General features: G+C 61.4%; 22 protein-coding genes. 10 read left to right on the top strand and 12 right to left on the bottom strand.

Features of this window, described 5'->3' with window-relative positions:
* Positions 1-31: 31 nt before the first annotated feature.
* Positions 32-898 carry a transcriptional regulator HexR gene (gene hexR, locus DBR00_RS03095; RefSeq protein WP_108486749.1) on the bottom strand — a complete coding sequence of 289 codons (867 nt, stop codon included), beginning with the start codon at positions 896-898 and terminating at the stop codon, positions 32-34.
* A 112-nt stretch (positions 899-1010) separates the two neighbouring features.
* Between hexR and zwf the strand changes: the two genes are divergently transcribed.
* Entirely contained in the window at positions 1011-2498 is a 1488-nt protein-coding gene (gene zwf, locus DBR00_RS03090) for a glucose-6-phosphate dehydrogenase (protein ID WP_177479885.1), read from the top strand.
* 8 nt (positions 2499-2506) lie between these two features.
* Here the strand turns inward: zwf and DBR00_RS03085 are convergent, their stop codons facing one another.
* From DBR00_RS03085 to DBR00_RS03070, 4 genes are all read right to left on the bottom strand, one after another.
* The gene (locus DBR00_RS03085) at positions 2507-3181 is read right to left on the bottom strand and encodes a hypothetical protein (protein WP_108486747.1); all 675 of its coding nucleotides are present in this window, start codon (positions 3179-3181) and stop codon (positions 2507-2509) included.
* Positions 3182-3377: 196 nt separating this feature from the next.
* A complete protein-coding gene (locus DBR00_RS03080) occupies positions 3378-4127 on the bottom strand; it encodes an ABC transporter substrate-binding protein (RefSeq protein WP_108486746.1) in 750 nt (249 codons plus the stop codon).
* A gap of 90 nt (positions 4128-4217) precedes the next feature.
* A complete protein-coding gene (locus DBR00_RS03075; protein ID WP_108486745.1) occupies positions 4218-5474 on the bottom strand; it encodes an MFS transporter in 1257 nt (418 codons plus the stop codon).
* Positions 5475-5548: 74 nt separating this feature from the next.
* On the bottom strand, positions 5549-8431 hold the full coding sequence (locus tag DBR00_RS03070; protein ID WP_108486744.1) for an EAL domain-containing protein: 2883 nt from the start codon (positions 8429-8431) through the stop codon (positions 5549-5551).
* A 220-nt stretch (positions 8432-8651) separates the two neighbouring features.
* Between DBR00_RS03070 and uvrD the strand changes: the two genes are divergently transcribed.
* The 4 genes from uvrD to DBR00_RS03050 all read left to right on the top strand — a co-directional run bounded on the left by uvrD (position 8652) and on the right by DBR00_RS03050 (position 13776).
* A complete protein-coding gene (gene uvrD / locus DBR00_RS03065; protein ID WP_108486743.1) occupies positions 8652-10856 on the top strand; it encodes a DNA helicase II in 2205 nt (734 codons plus the stop codon).
* Between the two features lie 235 nt (positions 10857-11091).
* A complete protein-coding gene (locus DBR00_RS03060; protein ID WP_108486742.1) occupies positions 11092-12180 on the top strand; it encodes a TRAP transporter substrate-binding protein in 1089 nt (362 codons plus the stop codon).
* Between the two features lie 202 nt (positions 12181-12382).
* Entirely contained in the window at positions 12383-13231 is an 849-nt protein-coding gene (locus tag DBR00_RS03055) for a Tim44 domain-containing protein (protein ID WP_108486741.1), read from the top strand.
* 176 nt (positions 13232-13407) lie between these two features.
* Positions 13408-13776, top strand: a complete 369-nt coding sequence (locus DBR00_RS03050) for a VOC family protein (protein WP_108486740.1) — start codon at positions 13408-13410, stop codon at positions 13774-13776.
* A 14-nt stretch (positions 13777-13790) separates the two neighbouring features.
* Here DBR00_RS03050 and DBR00_RS03045 read toward each other — a convergent pair whose 3' ends face one another.
* Complete coding sequence (locus DBR00_RS03045) at positions 13791-14381, bottom strand: hypothetical protein (RefSeq protein WP_108486739.1); 591 nt, start codon at positions 14379-14381, stop codon at positions 13791-13793.
* Positions 14382-14579: 198 nt separating this feature from the next.
* On the opposite strand from DBR00_RS03045, the gene DBR00_RS03040 reads away from it, so the two are divergent.
* Entirely contained in the window at positions 14580-14990 is a 411-nt protein-coding gene (locus tag DBR00_RS03040) for an SMI1/KNR4 family protein (RefSeq protein ID WP_108486738.1), read from the top strand.
* 41 nt (positions 14991-15031) lie between these two features.
* The gene (locus DBR00_RS03035) at positions 15032-15466 is read left to right on the top strand and encodes a hypothetical protein (RefSeq protein WP_108486737.1); all 435 of its coding nucleotides are present in this window, start codon (positions 15032-15034) and stop codon (positions 15464-15466) included.
* A gap of 25 nt (positions 15467-15491) precedes the next feature.
* Here the strand turns inward: DBR00_RS03035 and DBR00_RS03030 are convergent, their stop codons facing one another.
* From DBR00_RS03030 to DBR00_RS03010, 6 genes are all read right to left on the bottom strand, one after another.
* Positions 15492-16184 (bottom strand): sensor histidine kinase KdpD, encoded by a 693-nt coding sequence (locus DBR00_RS03030; RefSeq protein WP_108486736.1) that lies wholly within the window; start codon positions 16182-16184, stop codon positions 15492-15494.
* On the bottom strand, positions 16184-17785 hold the full coding sequence (locus DBR00_RS03025; protein ID WP_108486735.1) for a tetratricopeptide repeat-containing response regulator: 1602 nt from the start codon (positions 17783-17785) through the stop codon (positions 16184-16186). The genes DBR00_RS03030 and DBR00_RS03025 overlap by 1 nt, the downstream gene beginning before the upstream one ends.
* 168 nt (positions 17786-17953) lie before the next feature.
* On the bottom strand, positions 17954-18637 hold the full coding sequence (locus tag DBR00_RS03020; protein ID WP_108538012.1) for a hypothetical protein: 684 nt from the start codon (positions 18635-18637) through the stop codon (positions 17954-17956).
* Positions 18638-18768: 131 nt separating this feature from the next.
* Entirely contained in the window at positions 18769-18900 is a 132-nt protein-coding gene (locus DBR00_RS20865; RefSeq protein WP_256582912.1) for a hypothetical protein, read from the bottom strand.
* A gap of 385 nt (positions 18901-19285) precedes the next feature.
* On the bottom strand, positions 19286-19939 hold the full coding sequence (locus tag DBR00_RS03015; RefSeq protein WP_108489182.1) for a GntR family transcriptional regulator: 654 nt from the start codon (positions 19937-19939) through the stop codon (positions 19286-19288).
* Between the two features lie 209 nt (positions 19940-20148).
* The gene (locus tag DBR00_RS03010) at positions 20149-20919 is read right to left on the bottom strand and encodes an SDR family NAD(P)-dependent oxidoreductase (RefSeq protein ID WP_108489183.1); all 771 of its coding nucleotides are present in this window, start codon (positions 20917-20919) and stop codon (positions 20149-20151) included.
* A 122-nt stretch (positions 20920-21041) separates the two neighbouring features.
* On the opposite strand from DBR00_RS03010, the gene DBR00_RS03005 reads away from it, so the two are divergent.
* The 3 genes from DBR00_RS03005 to DBR00_RS02995 all read left to right on the top strand — a co-directional run bounded on the left by DBR00_RS03005 (position 21042) and on the right by DBR00_RS02995 (position 24703).
* Positions 21042-22433, top strand: a complete 1392-nt coding sequence (locus DBR00_RS03005; RefSeq protein ID WP_108489184.1) for an aspartate aminotransferase family protein — start codon at positions 21042-21044, stop codon at positions 22431-22433.
* 115 nt (positions 22434-22548) lie between these two features.
* Positions 22549-23916: a glutamine synthetase family protein gene (locus DBR00_RS03000; protein WP_108489185.1), complete on the top strand. Its 1368-nt coding sequence runs from the start codon at positions 22549-22551 to the stop codon at positions 23914-23916.
* Between the two features lie 55 nt (positions 23917-23971).
* On the top strand, positions 23972-24703 hold the full coding sequence (locus DBR00_RS02995) for an ABC transporter substrate-binding protein (protein ID WP_108489186.1): 732 nt from the start codon (positions 23972-23974) through the stop codon (positions 24701-24703).
* Positions 24704-24732: the final 29 nt, after the last annotated feature.

Genomic DNA, 24732 nt, shown 5'->3' with positions numbered 1-24732 from the left:
TTGATGGCCAAGCGATAACGCGATGATGAAATCAGTCGTCGCTGTTCTTGTGCGCCTTGGGCGACAAGCGCAGGCTGCGCAAACTGCGCTTGACGCTCTTCAGGTGGTTGACCAGGCCTGGCCCGCGGGCCATGGCCACGCCCATGGCCAGCACGTCGATCACCACCAGATGCGCAATGCGCGAAGTCAACGGGGTGTAGATTTCGGTGTCTTCCTGCACATCGATGGCCAGGTTGACGGTGGCCAGGTCGGCCAGCGGGGTCTGGCTCGGACACAGGGTGATCAGCGTCGCGCCCGCCTCGCGGACCAGATTGGCAGTGATCAGCAGGTCCTTGGAGCGTCCGGACTGGGAAATGCAGATGGCCACGTCAGTGGGCTTCAAGGTCACTGCACTCATCGCCTGCATGTGCGGGTCGGAATAGGCCGCTGCAGTCAGCAGCAGGCGGAAAAACTTGTGCTGAGCATCAGCTGCCACCGCGCCGGACGCACCGAAGCCATAGAATTCCACCCGTTGCGCATTGGCGATCGCCGCAATGGCCTGCTGCAGGGCCTGGGTGTCGAGCTTCTCGCGCACCTCGATCAGGGTGTGCAGGGTGGTGTCGAAGATCTTCAGGCTGAAGTCCGCCACCGAATCGTCTTCATGAATCGCGAACTGGCCAAAACTGGCGCCGGCAGCCAGGCTCTGTGCCAGTTTGAGCTTAAGGTCCTGAAAGCCGGTGCAGCCAATCGCCCGGCAGAAGCGCACGATGGTCGGCTCACTGATGCCGACACTGTGGGCCAGCTCGGCCATGGAACTGTGCATGACCGAGGCCGGGTCGAGCAGAACATGATCCGCCACCTTCAGCTCGGACTTGCGTAACAGGGGGCGCGACTGGGCAATGTGCTGCAACAGGTTCACAGGTTTAGGCTCGACATTTGGCTAACGAATCCATCAAGCACGCCGCATTCACTGGCATGACTCGGTTATGATCGGCGCACGATGGGTTGTAGTGACCTTGTAGTTATACTACATGGCCGCCGCCCCCGCACGGCTAAACCGAGTCGGAGTTCCCACCTTGAGCATTCCCTGCGACATGCTGGTGTTTGGCGGCACCGGCGACCTGGCCCTGCATAAACTGCTGCCAGCGCTCTACCACCTGCATCGCGCCGGTCGTCTGCATGACGATACGCGCATCCTCGGCCTGGCCCGCAGCAGCCTGGCGCGTAGCGCCTTCCAAGCCCTGGCCGAACGCCATTGCCGCGCTCAAGTAGCGCGCAACGACTTCGACAACGACACCTGGGCCCGCTTTGCCGCACGCCTTGACTACTTCGCCATGGATGCCAGCCAAAGCGCTGACTTTGGCCGCCTGAGCAAGCGCCTGGGCGAAGACCACGAGCGCGTGCGCATCTATTACCTGGCCACCGCGCCGGATCTGTTCGAAGACATCGCCTCGCACCTGAAGATCGCCCGTCTGGCCGGGCCCAAAACGCGCATCGTGCTGGAAAAACCCATCGGCCACTCGCTAGAGTCAGCGCAAGCGATCAACGCCGCCATCGGCGCGGTGTTCGACGAGTCGCGGGTGTTTCGCATCGACCATTACCTGGGCAAAGAGACGGTGCAGAACCTCATGGCGCTGCGCTTTGCCAACGCCCTGTTCGAGCCCGTATGGCGTGCCGGACACATCGACCACGTGCAAATCAGCGTGTGCGAAACCCTCGGTGTGGAAAATCGCGGCGCCTACTACGAAAAAGCCGGGGCCATGCGCGACATGATCCAGAACCACCTGTTGCAGTTGCTCTGCCTGGTGGCCATGGAAGCGCCGGTACGCTTCGATGCCGAAGCGGTGCGCAACGAGAAAGTGAAGATTCTCGAAGCCCTGAAACCCATCAGCGGCCTCGATGTGCAGGACAAGACCGTGCGCGGCCAGTACGCTGCGGGCAAGATCGGCGGTCAGGAAGTGCCGGCCTACTACTTCGAAAAGAACGTGGACAACGACAGCGATACGGAAACCTTTGTCGCCGTGCAGGCCGAGATCGACAACTGGCGCTGGGCGGGCGTGCCGTTCTACCTGCGCACCGGCAAACGCCTGGCACGCAAGACCTCGGAAATCCTTATCCAGTTCAAGCCGGTGCCACACCAGCTGTTCGGCGGTGGCGAAGCCAACCGCCTGCTCATCCGTCTGCAACCGGAAGAGCGCATCAGCCTGCAACTGATGGGCAAGAGCCCCGGCAAGGGTATGCACCTGCAACCGGTGGAACTCGACCTCAACCTGGCCGACGCCTTCCACAAACAGCGCCGCTGGGATGCCTACGAACGCCTGTTGTTGGATGTGATTGAGGGCGATTCGACGCTGTTTATGCGCCGCGATGAGGTGGAAGCCGCCTGGAACTGGGTCGACCCGATCATCAAGGGCTGGCACCAGCACTACCAGAGCCCACGCCCCTACCCGGCCGGCAGCGATGGCCCGGAGCAGGCCGGTAACCTGCTGGAGCGCCACGAACGGCAGTGGATGGAGTAGCCCAGCGGCTAGGCCAGTTGCTGCTCAAAAAGCTCCAGCACAGCCTCCGGTAACTGTTTACGCAGCCCTTCACCGCTGATCAACAGCAGCAGCGGCAGCAGTTGCCGCAACGTGCTCGGCTGCAAGCCAGCACAGACGTCCGCCTGCCGCGCCAATGATAGGCCACCGAGTACCTGCGCGGCCACCGGCAGGTTGCGGTCGGCCACTGCCGCTTCGGTGAGCTTGCACAGATAACCGGTGGAGAAACTGCGCAGGCTCTCGCTGATCAGCGGCATGTCGACGATATGCCGAGCAATTTGCAGCACATGGTCAACGTCGTTGATGCCGTAGATCAGCACCTTGATCTGCTTGGCCGACAGGCACTCGGCATAGCGCGCCGCCGTGGCAAAGGCACCGTCGGCGCAGAGCTGGCGCGCCACCTCCAGGTGCAGGCTATCCGGCAGGCTCAGGTAGGTGTCGAGAATCAACCGTGGATCGAGGTGCACCGTCACCGCTGCGGCAAACTCGATGGGCATGGCCATGATCAGCTCGCGCAACTGCCCGGGCGGCATGTGCGGCGCCAACAATGCCGCCTTCTCTGCCCCCAGCTGCTGCACCAGGCCCAGCTTGACACTCAACGGGGCCATGGCCTGGGACGCCAACAACAGGCGCAGGCCGACACTCAGGCTCGCGGGTTTGGGCATACGCAACCTCCACTCAATCCGTCCAGGCTGTCAGGATTGCGCGCCATCAGGACAAAGGCAGCCATCTTTGATTGGGTTAGTCGCCCCTGCCGACCCGCCCCACCACATCACAGCGTCAGCCTAGCCAAGGGATTGGGAATGGAAGAAACGCCACCCGCGCAGTGCCACCCCTCGCGCGTTGCGCCCCTATCAAAAGTCAGTTGCTGTACTGATAAATAATCGAATCAAACGCTCCCGAGCGGTATCCGCGCTCCAGGCATTGATTGAATTTCTGCAGAAACCAGCCCATTTTCAGGCCAGCGGAGATGCCTAGGTACTTGCTGTCCGTCTTGAACGGCTCCGGCAAGGTAACGAACATCGCGCCTTGCAGATCCGGGTTGTTTCGCACCAGGCGTTTGAGGTCAATGCTGGAGCCCAGCAAAATCGCATCAATGCGCTCGCGCATCAACATGGCCAGACCATTGCGCGTTTCATTGAACCCGATAATGGTCAACGTGCCATCCGCCACCGCCGCATCAAAGACATTGCCATAACTGGCGCCGATGCTCGCACCAATCAGCTTGCCACGCAGATCGCCCACCTGCTGAAAGGGAAACTCACGGCCCTGCTTCACCACCAAGACAATGCGCTCGGTAAAGATCGGCTCGGAAAAATCGAACAGGGCCAGGCGCTCGTCATTCATCGACAGGCCAATCACCCCACCCTCACCACGCTGGGCCATGGTGTAGGCGCGCATCCAGGGCATCAGGCGGATGCGGTAAGGCACCTGTATTTCATCCAGACACTGGCGGCTGATATCCACCACGATGCCTTTGGCCTCACCGTTTTCCTCGTAATACTTGGGAAACCCGTCATGTGCACCAAAAACCATAAAGGCCTCGGAAGCCGTCACATGAGCCGACACAAGCATCATCAACAGCAGGCATAGCAGCCGTGAAGCGGTCATGGCAGACACCTCAAACGAGGCCAAAAGGTGCGCATCACTCTAGGTCGTAGCAGCACCGAGGACCACCCGCACCGCCCAGTGGTGAAAGCGCTAGCGCTCATGGCGATACGCGCGGAAGTACAGCAGCACCACTGCCAACGCCAGCACACCCAAAGTACCGGCACCGACAAACAGCACCTGATACCCCAGCCACGTGGCCAACAGCCCGCTGGTCGCGCCGACCACACCGGCCAGCAGCAGCTGCACGCTGGCCTGCAGGGTAAAGTCGGCGCCTTCATGCTCGGGGCGACACTGGCGCATCATCACGGCAAACAGCGCCACCGTGGACATGCCATCGGCAGTCTGTTCGAACAACGCCAGCAGATAGACCAGGCCGACATTGCCGGCAGCGCTCACCAGCAACGCCATTGCAGCGATACCGAGCGCCTGCAACAAGCCGAACAGCAGCAACGCCCTCAGCGCGCCAATGCGGGCATACAGCAAACCGCCGAGAAATGCTCCCGCGATACCGGCCAGGCTGCTGATCAACGTCAGCTGGCCCAGCTCGGCGTTGCTCCAGCCCTGATCCACCAACATCGGCTTGATCATCGGCGAACCCAGCGCATCACCCAGCTTGAAACTCAGCAGCACCGCCAGCCAGAACAACATGCCAGGCTGCTGCAGCAAACCACGGTAATGCCGCAGTAACAGGCCCGGCCCGGCCGGTTCCGCCTGTGCCGGTTGAAACGGCAACTCGCGCTTTTCGTTAAACCGCCAGATCGGCAGCGTCATCAGCATCAGCAGGCCTGCCACCAGCGCCAGACTCAGGTGCCAGCCCAGGACATCCATAGCCAGCAGCAGACCACTGCCGCTGACCAACATGCCGACCTTGTAGCCACCCACCTGCAAACTGTTACCCAGGCCGCGCCAACGCTCCGGCAACAGGCGCACGGCCAGGCCATCGGTGGCAACATCCTGGGTCGCGGCCGCCAGGTTGACCAGCAGCAACAGGCTGATCAGCACAAGGAAATAGCTGTCGAATAACCGCGCAGGATTGATCAGCGCCAGGCTCGCAATCAACGCAATAACACCCAGCTGCAAGGGCAAAATCCAGCCACGATGATGCCCCAGCCGCGACGAAGCCAGCCGATCGACCCAGGGCGCCCAAAGCACCTTGAGCAGCCAAGGCAAGGCCAATAACTTGAGCAGACCAATCAACGCCAGATCAACGCCGTGTTGGCGCAGCAACACCGGCAACGAATGGGCCACCAATCCCGAAGGCAACCCCTGCGCGCAATACAGCGAAGCCAGCAGAATCAGGGTGGCATTGGCCGGACGCGCGGCGGGAACGCAAGAAGTGGGCGGCATGGAGCATCCTGCAAATCAGCAAAAGCGCGACAGTAGCGGCCAAGCCGGCGGCAGACAAGCCGCCGGCTTGGCAGTCAGAACTTGCTGGCCTGCTCGCGCAACAGCTGGGCGAATTGCTCGGCCGGCACCGGTCTACTGATCAGGTAACCCTGGATCTCGTCGCAGCGCTGGCTCTTGAGGAAATCCATCTGCGCCTGAGTCTCCACGCCCTCGGCGACGACCTTGAGCTCCAGGCTGTGAGCCATGGCAATAATGGCTCGAGTGATCGCGGCATCTTCACTGCCTGCGGTGAGGTCGCGAATAAAGGTCTGGTCGATCTTCACGTAATCCACCGGGAAGCGCTTGAGGTAGCTGAGCGAGGAATAACCGGTCCCGAAGTCATCGATCGCCAGCTTGACCCCCAGCTCACGCAGCTGCCGGAAAGTGCTGATGACGCTCTCAACATTGTCCAGCAACTGGCTCTCGGTCAGCTCCAGCTCCAAATAGTGTGGCGCCAGGCCGGTCTCCTCAAGCACCTGACGGACCAGACTGAGCAGGTTGCCCTGACGTAACTGATGCACCGAGAGATTCACCGACACGCGAATCCGCGCCAACCCCTGTAACTGCCAGGCACTCACCTGTTGGCAAGCCTGGCGCAGCACGAATTCACCGATAGCACCGATCAGCCCGGTTTCTTCGGCCAGGCCAATAAAGTCGCTCGGTGGCACCAACCCCAGTTCCGGGTGACGCCAGCGCACCAGCGCCTCGGCCGCATTGAGGCTGTCGGAGGCCAGGCACAGCTTGGGTTGATAGAACACCTCCAGCTGGCCTTCGTGGATACCTTTACGTAGCTGGTTTTCCAGTTGCAGGCGCTCCAGGGTGCAGGCCTGCAGGTTATCAGTGAAGAACTGGAAGGTATTGCCGCCCAAGTGCTTGGCATGTTGCATGGCCATATTGGCCTGACTGACCAGGGCGGAAATCTCCCGCGCATTATCCGGCAGCAGGCTGATGCCCAAAGACGCGCTGACCACCAGTTCGTGCCCACCAACGGTCATCGGCACGCGCAGCTTGCTCAACAGGCGGCTGGCCAACCGGGCCAGGCTGGAGAGGCTGCCGTAGGAGTCGATGAGGATGGCAAATTCATCGCCGGACAAGCGCGCCAGGGTATCGGCTTCAGGTATCGCCTGAGTCAGACGACGACTGACCTGACGCAGCAGCTGGTCGGCGACCTCATGGCCAAGGCTGTCATTGAGCAGCTTGAAACGGTCCAAATCGACGTGCAACAGAGCAATGCTGCGACCACTTTGACGCGAGCGCTGGCTGGCTTCGTGCAGACGTTCTTTGAATAGACTGCGGTTGGCCAGCCCCGTCAGTTCGTCGTAGTGCGAGAGGTAACGCAGGCGTTCCTCGGCTTCCCGGCGCGACGACAAATCGGCGAAGAAGCCCACGATATGACTGACATTACCCCGCGAATCGCGCACCACATTCAGCTGTAGCCACTGCGGATAGAGCTCGCCGTTCTTGCGCGTTTCGATCAGCTCGCCGCGCCAGGTGCCACTGTTTTCCAGCTCCAGACGAATCATCTGATACTGCCGGCGGCTGTCGCCGCTGCTGATCAGGCTGATCACGCTTTTGCCGACCACTTCGTCCTGGCGATAGCCGGTGACATCACTGAAGGCCTGATTGACCGACAGCAGACGGTAATCCGGATCGAGAATCACGATACCTTCGCTGGCTGCTTCGAACACGGTCGCCGCCAGTTGCTGCTGTTGTTCCTGCACCTTGCGCGCACTGATGTCGCGGCGCGTACCGAGCATCCGCAGCACGCGGCCCTCGGCATCACGCTCGACCGCCCGGCCGCGATCCTCGATCCACACCCAATGGCCTTGGGCATGTTGAATGCGGTATTCGACCTGGTAATCCTCTGTGCGGCCTTTCATGTGCTCAACCAACGCCCGTCGCAACACCCCGATATCATCCGGGTGCAGACGTGGCTTGAGGTCACGCAGCATCACCTGCACCTCATGCGGCTCCAGGCCGAAAATTTCCTTGAGCCGCGAGTGATGCACCTCGTCACTCTGCAGGTCCCAGTCCCACAGTCCCAGCTCACTGGCATCAATGGCCAGGGTCAGGCGCGCACGGCTCTTGCTCAGCGCATAGGTGGTTTCATCCAGTTCCAGGGTGCGCTCGGCGACGCGCATTTCCAGCTCGCCATGGGCCTGGCGCAATTCGCGCTCAGCCCGCCGGCGCTGCTCCACTTCGTGGGCCAGTTCGCTGTTAAGTCCTTCAGCCTGATGCTTGGCCTGCTCTAGGTTGCTGATCAGCGCTTGATTCTGAAAGCGCTGCAGCAGGCTGCGCTGCACCAGGCGATTAACCTGCCAACCCACTACCAGCAAGGCCAACAGCAGAATACTGCCAAGCAACCCCCAGCCTTGCTGCAACGCATTGTCACTGAGCAACAGGTAGCCCACCGACGGCAACAGGCAGGGTAAGGCAAACGACAGAAATGCCGTGAAACTGATGGCATAGGCCACACTGGCCGAGAGAATGGCAGCACCGATCAGGCCGTAAACCAGCGCTTGCAGATAAAACACATTCGCCGGCACCAGGGCGATGGCGGCGAACGCCAGGGTCAGTCCGGAAACACCGGCACCTAGCAAGAACAGCCGCTGCCAATGCACTTCTGCCTGACGGCTGGGCCGCGCCTGCTCAAAGGCGCGCACCTGCACCAGGCGCAGCACGGCGAGGATCACCAGCCAGATGACCCAACTGACCAGTAACACTGCTGGCAACGCGCCCCACAACAGGTACGCACAGACCACGCCACTGAGCAGCATGAACAGGGTCGGCACCCGCGACCCCTGATACAGCATACGGGTGCGCTCGGCGGCAATATCGGTGGCAAACAGCTGAGCCACTTCCCGCCCGGAAGTCGGCTTGAGGCCATTTGCCTGGGCAAATGAGGTCGATGCGGTCATAGGCGATTTTCTTATAGTGGTTGCCTGGACGTCGGCGCAGCATACGCGAGCTAGACGCTTCGCCCAAGCCGGATGTGCAGCAATTCACACATCAATTACCAAACTTTCGGTCAGTCAGCGGCGCGGCCATCTGGTTGACTTGGATGACCGACCAGTCGTCCGGTCAAGTGCGGGCACGACGCGGTTTGCCCTGCCTGGCGCAGCCCCCTAGAATGCCGCGATGCACAATGACCCCGAACTTCTGATTGCTTCTCTGAACGATGCCCAACGCCAGGCCGTGGCCGCGCGCGTGGGCCGCCAACTGGTGCTGGCCGGTGCCGGCTCCGGTAAAACCCGCGTGCTGGTGCACCGCATCGCCTGGTTGATCCAGATCGAGCAGGCCTCGCCGCACAGCATCCTGTCGGTGACCTTCACCAACAAAGCCGCCGCCGAAATGCGCCACCGCATTGAGCAGATGCTTGGGCAGAACCCGGCCGGCATGTGGGTGGGCACCTTCCACGGCCTGGCCCATCGCCTGCTGCGCGCGCACTGGCAGGAAGCCGGCCTGGCCGAGAACTTCCAGATCCTCGATTCCGACGACCAGCAGCGCATCGTCAAGCGGGTGATCCGCGACCTCGGCTTGGACGAACAACGCTGGCCGCCGAAACAGGCACAGTGGTTTATCAACGGGCAGAAAGACGAAGGCTTGCGGCCAAAAAACATTCAGCCCGGCGGCGACCTGTTCCTCGCCACCATGTTGAAAATCTACGAAGCCTACGAGGCCGCCTGCGCCCGCGCCGGGGTCATCGACTTTTCCGAACTGCTGCTGCGCGCGCTCGACTTGTGGCGTGATAAACCGGGCCTGCTGGAGCATTACCAGCGGCGCTTCCGGCACATCCTGGTCGACGAGTTCCAGGACACCAACGCCGTGCAGTACGCCTGGTTGCGCCTGCTCGCCAAGGGCGGCGACAGCCTGATGGTGGTGGGTGATGACGACCAGTCGATCTACGGCTGGCGCGGGGCGAAGATCGAGAATATCCAGCAGTTCTCCGATGACTTCCGCGACGCCGAAGTGATCCGCCTGGAGCAGAACTACCGCTCCACCGCCGGCATCCTCAAGGCCGCCAACGCGCTGATTGCCAACAACCAGGGCCGCCTGGGCAAGGAACTGTGGACCGAAGACGGCGATGGCGAGCCGCTCAACCTGTATTCGGCGTTCAACGAGCACGACGAAGCGCGTTACGTGGTCGAGTCCATCGAAGACGCCCTGCGCAAGGACGGCCTCAAGCGCAGCGAAATCGCCATTCTCTATCGCTCCAACGCCCAGTCGCGGGTGCTCGAAGAAGCCCTGCTGCGCGAGAAAATTCCGTATCGCATTTACGGCGGCCAGCGTTTCTTCGAACGTGCCGAAATCAAAAACGCCATGGCCTACCTGCGCCTGCTCGACGGGCGTGGCAACGACGCGGCGCTGGAGCGCATCATCAACGTGCCGGCACGCGGCATCGGTGAGAAAAGCATCGAGGCCATCCGCGAGTACGCCCGCGCCCATGAGGTGTCGATGTGGGGCGCGCTGCACCTGATGGTGAGCAGCAAAGCGCTGCCCGCACGCGCCTCGGGCGCGTTGGCCGGTTTTATAGAACTGATCAATAACCTCTCGGCCAAGGTGCAGGACATGCCCCTGCACCTGATGACGCAGACGGTCATCGAGCAAAGCGGTCTGATTGCCTATCACCAGGCGGAAAAAGGCGAAAAGGGTCAGGCACGGGTGGAAAACCTGGAAGAACTGGTCAGCGCCGCGCGCACCTTCGACAACGACGAAGGCGACGACATGACTCCACTGCAAGCTTTCCTCACCCACGCCTCCTTGGAGGCCGGTGACACCCAAGCTGCCGAGAACGAAGACAGCGTGCAGCTGATGACCCTGCACAGCGCCAAAGGCCTGGAATTCCCCCTGGTGTTTCTGGTGGGCATGGAAGAAGGCCTGTTCCCGCACAAGATGAGCCTGGAAGAGCCCGGTCGTCTGGAAGAAGAACGCCGTCTGGCCTATGTCGGCATCACCCGCGCCATGCGCAAGCTGGTGATCACCTACGCCGAAACCCGTCGCCTGTACGGCAGCGAGACCTACAACAAGGTGTCGCGCTTCGTCCGCGAGATCCCGCCGCAGCTGATTCAGGAAGTGCGCCTGAGCAACAGCGTCAGCCGCCCCTTTGGCGCAGTAAGCCGCAACATGGGCGGCAACAGCATGAGTGGCGACAGCCTGTTTGCCGGCAGCGCGGTGCCGGACACCGGTTTCAGCCTGGGTCAGCGCGTGCAGCATTCGCGGTTCGGCGAGGGCACCATCCTCAACTTCGAAGGCTCCGGTGCACAGGCGCGGGTGCAGGTGAATTTCGAGAGCGAAGGCAGTAAATGGCTGATGCTCAGTTACGCCAAGCTGCAAGCGCTGTAAAAACCGGCCGTGGTGCTTATCGCGGGTTGCATGGCCTGCAACCTTGTAGGGTGAATGATGCTTTTTCATCCACCCTCGCAACTGGTGGATGGGTGAAGCGTCACCCACCCTAGGCCTAGCCCTTTATCGTTTAAGACCGGTGGCCCGGCTGCAATCCGAGAGCGATGCAAGCCATGGACTCACCCCGGATTGCATCCGGGCTACGTGCTCAGCCTTTAAACCATAAGGGGCTCACATGATTCGCCGTCCTCTGCTGCTCGTCAGCGCCCTGCTCGCCGCCTTCGGGCTGGCTGGCTGCAAGGAAGAACCTGCCACCCCGCAGACCCGCGCCGAGCCGGTACAGACCTACCATTGGAAGATGGTCACCGCCTGGCCAAAGAACTTCCCCGGTTTGGGCACCGCCGCCGAGCGCTTGTCCGAGCGGGTGGCGACCATGAGCAATGGCCGCCTGACGATTAAGGTGTATGCCGGCGGCGAGTTGGTAGCACCGCTTGAGGTGTTCGATGCCGTGTCACGCGGCACCGCCGAGCTGGGTCATGGCGCAGCGTATTACTGGAAGGATAAGGTGCCGGCGGCGCAGTTCTTCAGCGCCGTACCGTTTGGCCTGTCCACCAGCGAAATGAATGCCTGGCTGAGCAAAGGCGGCGGGCAGGCCTTATGGGATGAAGCCTATGCACCCTTCGGCGTGAAGCCGCTGGCGGTGGGCAATACCGGCATGCAGATGGGCGGCTGGTACAACACCGAAATCAACAGCCTCGACGACCTCAAGGGCCTGAAAATCCGCATGCCGGGCCTGGGCGGCGAAGTGCTCAGCCGACTCGGTGCCACCCCCGTCAACCTGCCCGGCGAGGAGATCTTCACGGCCCTGCAAACCCGCGCCATCGATGCCACGGATTGGGTCAGCCCGTTCAACGATCAGGCTTTCGGCTTGCACAAGGCGGCCACGTATTACTACTTCCCCGGCTGGCAGGAGCCACAGGCCGTGCTGGAACTGCTGATCAACCAAAAGGCGCTGGACAGCCTGCCGGCCGATTTGCAGGCGATCCTCACCGAAGCGGCCCGCGCCGCCAACCAGGACATGCTCGACGATTACGTCTACCACAACGCCCTCGCGCTGGATCAGTTGAAGCAATCGGGCACCTTGCTCAAGCGCTTCCCGGATGAGGTGCTCGACGCCCTGCAGCGCGAATCCGAGGTCGTGCTGGGCGAACTGGCCGCGCAGAGTGAACTCAACGGCCGCATCTGGGCCTCGATGCTAGCCTTCCAGGCGCAGGTCAGCCAGATGCACCTGCTCTCGGAAAAAGAGCTGTACGACTGGCGTTAATCGCGCGTCTTGCACCCTCTCGCATCGCGGGAGCCTGAGCCACTCAGCGGCGCGCTGCCGGTTCATCACTTGCGCGTCACGCCCCAGCATCACTGCGCAACCGCACGGTGGGCAAAAGTCGGAAACACTCTATGCCTAGCCAGCCGCGCGTGCGCCGGGCAAGATGCCGCGCGTAGATCCATCAACCAAGAGACAGCCCATCATGCAGCGTTTTCTAAGCATCGCCCTGGCCATGTGCCTTAGCCTGGGGCTTACCATGAGTTTCGACGCCGAAGCCAAGCGCATGGGCGGCGGCAAATCCTTGGGCTCTGCGCCCAGCCATCAGGCGCGCCAGGCCCCTGCTCAGCAAACCGCCGCACCGGCTGCGGCTGGTCGTCAGCCGGCAGCAGCCAGCGGCGCATCGAAATGGTTAGGCCCATTGGCTGGCCTGGCCGCTGGTGGTTTACTGGCCGCCATGTTCATGGGTGACGGCTTTGAAGGCCTGCAGATCATGGACATGCTGATCTTCGGCCTGATCGCCTTCCTGCTGTTCCGTTTCCTCGCTGCCCGTCGTCGCCAGGCCCAGCCAGCGGCCGCCGGTGGCGTGCCGTATCAGCGCGAAATGCCGACCCAGACGGCCCCTAGCTCGATCTTCGGCGGCAACGCTGCCGGTGCTGCAATCAAGCCCGTGATCAATGCTCCGGCCTGGTTCAACGAACAGAGCTTTGTGAGTGCAGGCCGTGAGCACTTCCTCAGCCTGCAGCAGCACTGGGATGCCAACGAGATGGACAAGATCGCCGAGTTCGTCACCCCGCAACTGCTGGAGTTCCTGCGCCGCGAGCGCGCCGACCTGGGCGACGGTTTCCAGTCCACCTACGTCGACAACCTCGACGTACAACTGGATGGCGTCGATGACCTCAGCGACAAGACTGTCGCCACCCTGACCTTCACCGGTGTGGCCAAGACCTCGCGCTTCGACCAAGGCGAAGTGTTCAGCGAAAGCTGGCGTCTGGAGCGTCAAGTCGGTGAGAACCAGCCATGGTTGGTGGCCGGTATTCGCCAGAACGGCTGATCCACAGGCTTCACCACAAAACCCGGGCTTGCCCGGGTTTTGTGTTTTTAAGCGCACTCAAGGCGACCGAAATAGCCGCCAAACGGGCCAGACAGGACGAAAGACCTGCATACCCTTTACCCACCTGATGACGCACACTGCACCCTTCGCACAACCACTCTGATGAGGACGGCAGCATGATCGGATACAGCATGATCGGTACCAATGACCTGGAAAAAGCCAAGGCTTTCTACACCGCATTACTGGCTGAACTGGGTGCAAAAATCGTGATGGACGTCGGCCGTGCGGCCTTCTACGGTACCGGCAAAGGTCAGCCCATGCTGGGTGTGTGCCTGCCGTTCGACAAACAAGCAGCCACCCCCGGCAATGGCAACATGATCGCCCTGCCAGGCGGCTCGCGTGAGGGTGTCGATAGACTCTACGCCAAAGCCCTCGAACTGGGCGCGACCTGCGACGGTCAGCCGGGCGAACGCATGCCCGGCTTTTACGGGGCTTACTTCCGCGACCTGGACGGCAACAAGCTGGCGTTCTTCCACATGGGCTAAAAGCCCACCCCGCCTCACCCCCGATTGACACTGCCCGGCGGCTTGGCTGCCGGCGCAGCTTGCTGGGCCTTGTCGCTCCAGGCCTCAACTTCCTCACTGCGCTTGCGGCTGTTCAGCAGGGCGCGGTCGATCATTTCGTTGTAATCGGCCAGCCAACTGCGCGAACCCGGCAGCATATTGGCCAAATCACGCATCCCCGCCTTCAACCCATTCATCACCTGCTGGTAATCACGCTCCTGCGCGCGCAGCACCTGGCTGACTTGGGCGATGCTGTTGGGGTTTTCCGCCCGCTCAAACAGCCCGGTGAGCTGTGACGCTTGCTGGCTGGCCAGCAACTCCTCCTGGTTATTCAGCGCGCTCTGCTGCACCTTAAGCTGCTCTTCCAGCCGTTTAACCTGCTTCTCCAGTGCCTGAATACGCGGTTCATCGCCTGCACTGAACAGGTTGTGGATGTTCAGGCCAACCGACACCAACATCAACGTGCCCAACACCCCAGCCAAGGCCAGGATAAACAAGCGATTGCGCTGACCGGCCTTGGTCAGCAGTTGTAACCGCTCCTCTTCGCTGAGCACACCGTCATCTGACTCTTGCGCTTGGCTTTTCATAGGAAGACCGTTTTATGACGTTCAAAAATTGACACATCATGTACAACGATAGCACTTTGCCAGCCTCCTGCTTGGCGTCAGGCAACACCTGCACAACGGCTCAATCCGCAGGCCTTAAGCGCGCATCCACGATGCCCCAGAACCCGTTCTACGGTATAAAACGCTCCCGTATTACCCGTCATACATGAGGCCTACACCGTGGAAGAAGTCATCGAACAGTTGCGCGAACTCAACGAGCCGGTGCCCGTCCCGCTGGAACTCCCCGATGAAGAAACCTTAGTGGAGATTCAGGAGCAAATCCTGATCCACCTGCCCTTTGGCCTGCGTGAATACCTGCTGCAGGTCAGCGATGTGGTCTACGGCCGCCTGGAGCCCGTCACCGCCAGCGATCCGCAATCGCACACCTACCTGCCGGAAGTCGCCGCCACCGCCTGGTCACTCGGCGTGCCACGCGAGTACGTGCCGCTGTGCGAAGACCATGGCAATTACTACGTGGTCGAAGAAGACGGCACCGTGCTGCTGTGGGAAGCCGAAACCGAGGAAATCAACGAAGACGAAACCTGGGAATCGGTCTGGCACTGGGTACGCGATGTGTGGCTGGAGAGCTGAATAATGGGCCAGGGATGGCACACGCCCCAGCAACTCAACACATGAACAGGCGGCAACAGCCTCACACCGCGTATTACCAGCTACTGGGATTGCTGCCTTTCGCCCTGTTTGCCAGCCTATTCGCAGCCTGCACCATCATGCTGATGCTCATCGGTGCGAGCTGGCGCGCCATCGAGTGGTGGCGCGAGGAGCCATCGGCATACCACGCCATGGACAACCGGACTTACACCCGTTGTTTGCGCCGTGTCGATGACTTGTACCAGGCTGCCCGCGAGTCGGTAAGGCTGGAAAATGCTTCCAGCATGGCCAGTGAAAACGCTTATCGCGGCTGGCTGCGACAAGCCCGAGACTTTAAGAAACACTGTGGACCGGAAAACTGGCCGAATCAGGCGGTACCACAGCATCCCGCGGACTGGCTGCCGCATCTGGGCAAACCTAAAGCTGACTGGCCAGCGCAGGTGCCAGACAGCGAATAAACACAACGGCAGGCCACAACCTGCTTCAGGGCAGATAGATCCGGAATACTCCGCCGCCCAGCGGCGCGCCGTTGGCCAGTTCGATATGCCCGCGTAGGCCATTGCGCTCGTGCAGTTCGGCAATCCGACCTGCGAAATAGAGGCCCAGGCCGGTGCTGCCAGTACTGTGCCTGAGACCAAGGACGTAGTTGGACTGCTGGACGAGCATTTCCTCGGGGTAGCCCTGGCCATCGTCGCAGATCGCCAGTACCAGCTGCCCGTTCTCCTCCCAGGCACTGATCAACAGGGCACTGTGGGCGTAGCGGATGGAGTTGGTGATGATGTTGGCGACCACTGAGCCAAGCAGTTCCTGATCAAAGAAACCCATCAAGTCGAAGCTCTCGACCTCGCAACGTGCGCTGATCTGCCGGCTTTGCAGCACCTCGAAATGCCGTGCCAACTGGGCCTGAAGAAAATCGTCGACTTCGTGATAACCGGGGCGCATCGGCAGCTGGTTGACGCCGAGCTTATACAGGCCGAGCAACTGCACCAGCATGCCGTTGAGACGGGCAAACTCGTAATCGATCACCCCTTGCTCGGCAACGGTCTGCTGTTCGGCAGGCAACTGCGCCTGCCACTGCGCGTGGGCACGGGTCAGCATGGCCAGGGAGTTCTTCATGTCATGCACGGTTGAGGCAATCACCAAGGAAAAATCCAGCGCCCCAGGCTCATCACTCATCAGCCGGCTACCCGCTGTTGCAGTTGCAGATAACGGGCATGGCGAGGATCCGTGGTGGGCATTTGGCTGGCTATTGCCAGGCAGTGCCGACATTCGGCCAGCAACTCGACCGACAGGTTCTGCGCGCCTAACTGCAACAATGACTGCGCAGTGTTGAGGGCAATACTGAGATTTTTGGGCTGCAGGGCAAACGCCTGGCGGAACAGTCGCAGCGCTTCGTCATACTGCTTCTGCTGGTAGCAACGCACACCTTGCCGGTTAAGTTCGACCGCCTCCTTACCACCCGAAAGAATGTCGCTGTTATCGGTTTGCCTCGCCACCCCCTGCATCACCTGCGGGTCGTCGCCGTAGGCTTCAACACAGGTTTTCAGCAGCGTGTCACTCGCCTCGCCCTGACCCAGGGCGCGCAACTGACTGGCAACACTGAGGGCGGCATCGGCGGCAAACAATTGCGGCAAACGGGCCAGTGCAGCAGCAGCCTCGGCAGCCAGTTGCGCGGCCTTCTTGGGCTCACCGGATTTCATCAGGCTACTGGCCATGGCCAGGCGCGAGCGCAGCTGCACATTGGGGTCGCCAGCATAATTTCTGTCCAGCTCGCCGAGGGCTTGGTTGACCTCAATCTGCAGGCGTTTGTCGAGTGTGCCATCGCCAGCCTGTGCAGTGATCGCCTGGGCCAGCCCCAGGTAGTTTTCCGGGCTTTTGAACTTGGAGGTGCGGCCCTGCTCCATGGCCTGGCGATAGGCCTTGCCGGCGCTACCAAAGTCCTGGTTATCAAGGGCCAGCTTGCCCAGTTGCATCTGCCGTCGAATCGCCAGCGGCGCCAGCTTGACCGCATCCTCCAGGACTTGCTGGGCACGCAGACTGTCACCCTGAGCCTGCAGAACAGCGGCCAGGCCGTCATACAGCGATGGCATCATCGGAAACAGTTTGAGCCCCTGTTCGTAGAGACTCTGTGCGCGCGCCAAATCGCCGCGCTTGTGCGCCAGACTGGCCATTGCCACCTGCGCCCAAGGCAAAGGCCGCTCGGCCAAGACGCCATTGAGCAGCTGCTCCAGTTCGTCCAACCGGCCCAATTCACGCAGAGCGGTGGCGTGGTAGCGCTGGCATAGTGGCAGGTAACGCTTGTCCTGTTGACTGAGGACCTTGCAGGCCTCCAGAACAGCGGAGGGGTCCTGCTTATCGAGCCCCTGGAGAATGCCTTTGAGTGCTGTCTTACGCTCAGCCAGCTTATCCAGCCGCTGATCGAGGCTGGCACGGTTGAATGGCTTGGTCAGGTAAGCATCCGGTTCGTGCTCAAGGGCACTGAGCACCATAGCTTGACTGCTTTCGGCAGTGACCATGACAAAGATGCACTGATGGCTGATCAGCCTGCCCGCGATCAACTCCTCCAGCACCTGTTGGCCATTCTTGCCGCCGCCCAGGTTGTAGTCGTGCAGGATGATGTCGTAGCGCTTGTTACGGCACATGCTCAGGGCTTCTTCGCCACGGTCGGCGGTGTCCACATCACGCGCGCCCATGTCACGCAGCATGGATTTCAGCGAGCTGCGGAAGTCGGAAAAATCATCGACGATCAGAATGCGTTTACTGCCGTAATCCAGCATTGCAGAGCCCTTTTACTGACGCCTCAGAATCGCTTCAGTGTATATGGGTGCAGGCGATCCCGCCCATGCTGTCCATGCGCAGAGAACTGAATTGTGCTGAGCTGGGGCGTGTGGCCCTGCTGAAAGCGCTGTCGACGCGGCCTGGTGGGGCCAGTCAACTGCCGAGCATCAACTCCAGTCATCTACCTCTACAGCCAGCGTTTCTGGCTGCTCGAGAAGCACCTGAGGCTCTGGCAGTAATAGAGGCTGCGCCGATTCAAGGGTTGGCGACGGCCACTCTGCCTCCGGCACCACCTGCGGCTGCTCCGGCGGGGCAATGACCTGCCCGGCAATTTCATTGTAATCCGGCACAACTATGGCTCCTGGCAGCGTGACTACACGCCCGGCAATTTCGTTGTAATCCGGCACAACTATGGCTCCTGGCGGCGTGACTACACGCCCGGCAATTTCGTTGTAATCCGGCACAACTATGGCTCCTGGCGGCGTGACTACACGCCCGGCAATTTCGTTGTAATCCGGCACAACTATGGCTCCTGGCGGCGTGACTTGTGGTCGCAGCACTTGCGGTGGCTGCACCTGTGGCCGTGGCGGCGGAGCAGGTTTACGCCCGGCCAGTCCCGCTTGGTAGCCTTGCAGATAGCTCTGCACGGCGACAGTGCGCTGCTGAACAGGGCAGAAGGCGTTGAACCAGTTGCTGTCCTGCGCTGTGCCCATGGCACTATCACGCAGGCCGCGCTGGTGGGCAAAGCCTGCTTGGCAATCGCGCGCCACTTGCTCGTTGTGTATTTGCTGCAACTCTGCGCAGCCACTGAGTAAGCCCAGCGTGCAGCCAAGCAAAATAGCTCTGTTCATTGTCTGTACTCATCACGCTATGGTGGCGTGGCTATCGGAATGGACGAACAGCCTAAACCGGTATTACTGAACCAACGCTGAACAGCCAAACCAAAACATCAGCCCTGTACGTGCAGCAGACAGCCCAAAAATTACTTGCAGGCAGCGCAGTACCCCACCTCAAGCACAGTACCGGTAACACCGGTATGAGCCTGTGCTGTGCCGGGCGCATCGCCAAACGGCATCAACGCAATGCTGTGCATGGCCATCTCGAACCGGCGCATGGTGCTCTGCTGGGGGGAGGAGTGTTTCGGATTGGCTATGCCCCAGCTACCCGCTGCAGAAACCTTTTATAGGGTGGTTAGCGGCGCTGAGGGTGATTCTGGCGGGGAATCACGTATTTCGAGCATCGCGTAATCCACCCGTTACCGCTCTTTAATGCCCCTTAAAAAGCTGTTTGGGACGACAAGTACATCGCCTTCGGATTTATCTGCCTTGAAGCGACTGCGGCCCTGCGTCGTGTTAACGCCGCAGGGCCGTATTGTCGATCGTGAAAAATTCGTGGCTTTCCAGCCAGCCGGCGCGCACCCAGTGCCAGACCGACTCCTGGGTTTCGTCTTCGTTGCTTTCAGTTGTCGGCTACCGTATTGCCCGCGCTTCAGCATCCAGTCAACGCTGACCCTGCTCAAGATCGAGCAAATTGAGGAGAAAACGCGCGAAATATAGGAGATCCTGCTCCATCGCCTGACGTGCGGCCTTGGCATCGCCGGCTTCGATAGCGGTAAAGGCATCTTCGTGAAAATCGTTCAAGCGCAGCGATAAATCTGCACCGGTAAACAGACGGTTGAAGAAGGGGCCGACCTGCAGCCACAGCGATTCAATGCTGCGCAGGAGCACCGGGTTACCGCAGGCGCTGTAGAGGCGCAGATGAAACTGGCTGTTGGCATCCAGATAGGCATGGATATGGCGCTGCTCGATAGCCTGGTCCATACGCGCCACGCAACCACGCAGTTCGGCCAAATCGGCAGGCGTCAGACGCGGAGTGGCCAACTCCACGGCCAAACCTTCAAGGCCCAGGCGAACCTGAAAGATATGCTCATAGCGTTCGCGAGTCATCGGCGGCACGCGCACCGAGCGCTGTGGCTCGCCCTCCAGCGCGCCCTCGGCAACCAACCGCTGCAGCGCGGCCCGCACCGGCATCGGGCTGGTGCCCCACTCGGCGGCCAGGTCACGGATTTTCAAACGCTCGCCGGGCTGGAAACGCCCCGCCAGCAAGCCTTCCCGAATACGTTGGTAAAGGTGTTCCTGCAGATTATCGGCCATGGTTCAGCGGCGTCCTTGTACCGGCGGCGCGGGGAGTTGGGCGAGGGTCAACGAGCAGTTGCGCATGAAGTTCTCCGATGTTTAGAAAATGATCTGAGGGCTCTGCTAGAGGCTGGCTAGGCGCAGGGGTGTTTGAAAAGCGGAGTTGACTGCAGTCAATGAGCATTTTCAAGTATCCCTGCAACAACGCCTGACCGACGCAGAGACGCTCAGGGGGCCTTGTTCTCAATCAGGCAGTTACCGCCATCCACAACCAGCACTTCGCCGGTGATATAGCTGGCCTCCGGTGACGCGAGAAAAGCGACGGCGGCAGCGACTTCTTCCGGTCGCCCGGCGCGACGCATCGGCGTGTAAGCAGCCGCGTGGCGTTCTTCTTCAGTGGTGGAGCCCGTGGCGATCCACCCCGGTGCCACGCTGTTAACCGTAATGCCCTGTTTGGCCACTTCCAGCGCCAAGCCCATAGACAGGCCAAGCATACCGGCCTTGGCCGCGCTGTAGGCGGATTCGCCGGGGTTGCTGCCACGGGTGCCGGTGGTCGAGCTGATATTCACGATGCGCCCATAGCCGCGTGCACGCATACCCGGCAGCACCGCGCGCGTGAGCAAGAATGCCGTGCCGAGGTTACGCGCGATGGACAGATTCCAGGTCGCCAGGTCCATGTCCGCCAGCTCGGCAAACGGCTCGGGGCTGCCTTGCATGGCCATGCCGGCGTTGTTCACCAGAATGTCGATCTGGCCCCACTGCGCCTGCGCCCAGGCGAGTAATTCACCGACCTGCTGCTCATCGGTGAGGTCAGCGGCGCGGCCGCGTGCTTGAATACCTTCGGCACACAGCTCAGCGGCACGCTGTTCAACGCGGGCGCTGCTGGCGGTGAGCAGCACGCGCGCCCCTTGCTGACCCAAGCGGCGGGCGATGGCCAGACCGATACCCGACTCACTGCCTGCACCACTGATTAAGGCAACGTGCTGTTGGAAGAGCATTTCACAACATCCTGTGATCACAAATATGGCGTTAATCTAGCAATAAAGCCGAATCAAACCAACGCTTGAGTTTTCTGTGATCACAAAATAGCATGTGCAGATATTCGAACGAGGTGTTCAACATGACTGCCAGTGGTATCCACCCATCCGCCGTAGAAACCTTCGCCCAGCGTGAGCGTGAGCGCTTTATCGCGCGCAATCCAAAATCCGTGGCCCTGGCCGAGCGGGCGCGTCACTCGCTGTACGGCGGCGTGCCAATGCACTGGATGGCCGACTGGTCGACCCCGGTGCCACTGTTTGTCGAGCGGGCCAAGGGCGCGCGCTTCTATGACGTGGACGGTCATGAGTACATCGATTTCTGTCTGGGCGACACCGGCACCATGTTCGGCCACTCGCCAGACCCGATCGCCAAGGCCATTGCCGAACAGGGCAACAACGGCCTGACCACCATGCTGCCGGGCGAAGACGCCGTGGTCTGCGGCGAGTTGCTGGCCGCACGTTTCGGCCTGCCGTTCTGGCAGGTCACCGCCACCGCCACCGATTCGAACCGCTATGTGCTGCGCTGGGCCCGCGCGATCACCCAACGCAAAACCCTGCTGGTGTTCGATGGCTGCTACCACGGCACGGTGGACGATGTGATGGTGCGCTGCATCGACGGCGAAACCGTGCCGCGCTCCGGCCTGGTCGGCCAGGCCTACGACCTGACTGAGTACAGCCGCTCGATCCCGTTCAACGACGTGGCGGCGCTGGAAGCGGCGCTGGCGAAAGGCGACGTCTGCGCCCTGCTCTGCGAGCCGGCGATGACCAACATCGGCATGGTCCTGCCCGAGCCGGGCTTTATGCAGACGTGCCGCGAGCTGACCCGCAAATACGGCGCGCTGCTGATCATCGACGAGACCCACACCATCTCCACCGATATGGGGGGGTGCACCCAACTGTGGAACCTCGACCCGGACTTCTTCGTGGTCGGCAAGCCGATTGCCGGCGGCGTGCCGTGCGGCATCTTCGGCTGCAGCGCGGCGATGGCCGAGGCCATGACCGCTGCGCGCAAACGTGCCAGCGAAGGCAGCCATGGCCACGGTCACAGCGGCATGGGCACCACGCTGTCGGCCAACGCCCTGGCCATGCATTGCATGCGCGCCAACCTGGAACAGGTGATGACGCAAGCCGCCTATGACCACATGCTGCCGCTGGCCAAGCGCCTGGCCGATGGCTTCCGCACGCTGATCGGCAAGCACGACCTCAAGTGGTCGGTGACCGAACTGGGCGCGCGCAGTGAGTTTCAGTTCTGCCCGGTGTCACCGAAGACCGGCGCCGAGGCCGAAGCAGCGTTCCACGACGAACTGCAGATGGCCCTGCACCTGTACCTGATCAACCGCGGCATCCTGATCACCCCTTTCCACAACATGACCCTGTGTTGCCCGAGCACATCGGCTGATGATGTGGACACACTGATCGCCATGCTCGACCAGGCCCTGACCGAGCTGCTGGCCATCCCCGGTGCACGCGAGTAAGACCGCCTACTTCGTAGGGTGGATGACGCTCTTTTCATCCACCGGCAGGCCGTACCGATAACCGATCCCCACGGTGGATGGATAAAGCGTCATCCACCCTACAGAGACCGCCGCCATGCAATTCGCCAACCCCCAGGAAGCCCGTGACTTCCTCGCCAATCACCCCGAAGTGCGCAGCATCGAGCTGATGCTGATCGACGCCAACGGCATCCCACGCGGCAAACTGCTGCACCGCGACGAGCTGCTGGCCATCTACGAGAACGGCCGGCCGCTGCCCAGCTCGATCCTGGCGCTGACCATTCAGGGCGAGGACGTGGAAGAAAGCGGCCTGGTCTGGGAAGTCGCCGATGCCGACTGCTGGACCTACCCGCTGCCCGGCAGCCTGACCCTGCAACCCTGGCGCGCCACGCCCACCGGGCAACTGCAGGTGAGCATGCACCCGACTCAGGGCATGCCCGCCGCCCCGGCCGACCCACGCCATGTACTGGTACGCGCCATCGACCGGCTCAAGGCCGACGGTTACCACCCGGTAATGGCCGTGGAGCTGGAGTTCTACCTGCTGGATAAACAGCGCGACGCCAACGGCCGTCCGCAACCGGCACTGCAAACCAATGGCGTGCGCCCGCAAGCGCCGCAGGTGTACGGCGTCTATGAATTGGAGCAGTTGCAGCCGTTCCTCGATGACCTCTACGCCGCCTGTGAAGTACAGGGCTTGCCTGTGCGCACGGCGATTTCGGAGTACGCACCCGGCCAGGTCGAACTGACCCTGGAGCACCGCTTCGACGCGCTGCAGGCTATCGATGAAGGCGTGCGTTACAAACGCCTGGTCAAGGGCGTGGCCAACAAACACGGGCTGCAGGCCTGCTTTATGGCCAAGCCGTTTGGCGACTTGGCCGGCAGCGGCATGCACATGCATGTCAGCCTGGCAGATGAAAACGGCAACAACCTGATGGCATCCGAAGACCCACATGGCACACCGCTGCTCAAGCACGCCATCGGCGGCATGATGGCCACGCTGAATGATGCACTGGCGATCTTCTGCCCCAACGCCAACTCGTTCCGCCGCTTCCAGGCCAACAGCTACGCGCCGCTGGCCAAGAGCTGGGGCGTGAACAACCGCACCGTGTCGTTCCGCGTACCGGGCGGCCCGGCCAAGAGCCGGCATGTCGAGCACCGCATCTGCGGCGCCGATGCCAACCCCTATCTCGCGGCGGCGGCGATCCTGGCCGGCATCCATCACGGCATCAACAACCAGATCGATCCGGGCGAAGAAATCATCGGCAACGGCTACGAGCAGGCCCGCGAAACCCTGCCGACCGACTGGCTGACCGCCCTTCGCGCGCTGGAGAACTCCGCCTGGGCCAAGGAAGCCTTGGGCGAGGACTTCCTCACGGTGTTCCTGGCGATCAAGTGGGCCGAATTCCGCCAGTTTATGGGCGAAGTCGGTGAGCAGGACTGGCGCTGGTACCTGACCCACGCCTGACGGTTGAAGCAGCACCAGCTACGCTGTACAGACCCTGAGCACCCTGGAGTGGCTCATGCGCCTCTGCATTATCCTGGCCTGCTGGCTGTACAGCGCGCTCATTACCGCCGCCCCCCTGCGCGTGGGGCTGGAAAAACACGACTACTACCCCTACTTCAAAGCCGTAGAGGGCCAGGCATTCGAAGGCTACTGCATCGCATTGCTGCAGGCCTTTGCCAAGCATCAGGGGCTGCAACTGGAGCTGCGCCCGCAACCGGTCAATCGCCTATACCGCAACATGCTGGGCGAACATAGCCTTGATCTGCTGTTTCCCGATAACCCTGCCTGGTCACGCCAGGCCCGCGATGGACAACCGCTGTACTACAGCCAGGCGGTCGTCGAGATCGTTGATGCCACCCTGGTACGCCGCGAGCACCTGGGTCAGGGGCTGCAGGCGATCAAACGGATTGGCATTGTGCGCGGCTTCACTGCCGAAGCCTGGCAGACGCAACTGCCCAAGTACGCCATCGAACTGATCGAGGTGCAGGACATTCAGAGCATGATCCGCATGCTTGAGCGGGGCCGGCTGGATGCCCTGTATGCCAACCCGAAGGTGGTCGAGCACCACATGCAGCTGCTCGACATTCCACCGGCGTCGATCCAGCAAGACCCGCAGCTGCCCCAGATCACCACACACTTTCATCTGAGCAGTTACCAACACCCGGAGCTGATCAAGGACTTTGATCGCTTCCTGACAGAGCAAGCCCCCCAGCTGAAACAACTGCAACAACGGTTCAATCTGCCCTGATCCTCAGGCTAGAGCACTCAGCACCTGAT

The sequence above is a fragment of the Pseudomonas sp. HMWF032 genome (assembly GCF_003060885.1).
Lineage (GTDB): Bacteria > Pseudomonadota > Gammaproteobacteria > Pseudomonadales > Pseudomonadaceae > Aquipseudomonas.
Note: the sequence above shows the minus strand (reverse complement) of the source record. Positions and strands in the feature narration are given on the sequence as shown.

Coding starts and splice junctions, on each gene's coding strand:
- zwf (WP_177479885.1), top strand. CDS start 1,011: ATGGCCGCCGCCCCCGCACGGCTAAACCGAGTCGGAGTTCCCACCTTG.
- DBR00_RS03085 (WP_108486747.1), bottom strand. CDS start 3,181: ATGCCCAAACCCGCGAGCCTGAGTGTCGGCCTGCGCCTGTTGTTGGCG.
- DBR00_RS03080 (WP_108486746.1), bottom strand. CDS start 4,127: ATGACCGCTTCACGGCTGCTATGCCTGCTGTTGATGATGCTTGTGTCG.
- DBR00_RS03075 (WP_108486745.1), bottom strand. CDS start 5,474: ATGCCGCCCACTTCTTGCGTTCCCGCCGCGCGTCCGGCCAATGCCACC.
- DBR00_RS03070 (WP_108486744.1), bottom strand. CDS start 8,431: ATGACCGCATCGACCTCATTTGCCCAGGCAAATGGCCTCAAGCCGACT.
- uvrD (WP_108486743.1), top strand. CDS start 8,652: ATGCACAATGACCCCGAACTTCTGATTGCTTCTCTGAACGATGCCCAA.
- DBR00_RS03060 (WP_108486742.1), top strand. CDS start 11,092: ATGATTCGCCGTCCTCTGCTGCTCGTCAGCGCCCTGCTCGCCGCCTTC.
- DBR00_RS03055 (WP_108486741.1), top strand. CDS start 12,383: ATGCAGCGTTTTCTAAGCATCGCCCTGGCCATGTGCCTTAGCCTGGGG.
- DBR00_RS03050 (WP_108486740.1), top strand. CDS start 13,408: ATGATCGGATACAGCATGATCGGTACCAATGACCTGGAAAAAGCCAAG.
- DBR00_RS03045 (WP_108486739.1), bottom strand. CDS start 14,381: ATGAAAAGCCAAGCGCAAGAGTCAGATGACGGTGTGCTCAGCGAAGAG.
- DBR00_RS03035 (WP_108486737.1), top strand. CDS start 15,032: ATGAACAGGCGGCAACAGCCTCACACCGCGTATTACCAGCTACTGGGA.
- DBR00_RS03030 (WP_108486736.1), bottom strand. CDS start 16,184: ATGAGTGATGAGCCTGGGGCGCTGGATTTTTCCTTGGTGATTGCCTCA.
- DBR00_RS03025 (WP_108486735.1), bottom strand. CDS start 17,785: ATGCTGGATTACGGCAGTAAACGCATTCTGATCGTCGATGATTTTTCC.
- DBR00_RS03020 (WP_108538012.1), bottom strand. CDS start 18,637: ATGAACAGAGCTATTTTGCTTGGCTGCACGCTGGGCTTACTCAGTGGC.
- DBR00_RS20865 (WP_256582912.1), bottom strand. CDS start 18,900: ATGCGCCGGTTCGAGATGGCCATGCACAGCATTGCGTTGATGCCGTTT.
- DBR00_RS03015 (WP_108489182.1), bottom strand. CDS start 19,939: ATGGCCGATAATCTGCAGGAACACCTTTACCAACGTATTCGGGAAGGC.
- DBR00_RS03010 (WP_108489183.1), bottom strand. CDS start 20,919: ATGCTCTTCCAACAGCACGTTGCCTTAATCAGTGGTGCAGGCAGTGAG.
- DBR00_RS03005 (WP_108489184.1), top strand. CDS start 21,042: ATGACTGCCAGTGGTATCCACCCATCCGCCGTAGAAACCTTCGCCCAG.
- DBR00_RS03000 (WP_108489185.1), top strand. CDS start 22,549: ATGCAATTCGCCAACCCCCAGGAAGCCCGTGACTTCCTCGCCAATCAC.
- DBR00_RS02995 (WP_108489186.1), top strand. CDS start 23,972: ATGCGCCTCTGCATTATCCTGGCCTGCTGGCTGTACAGCGCGCTCATT.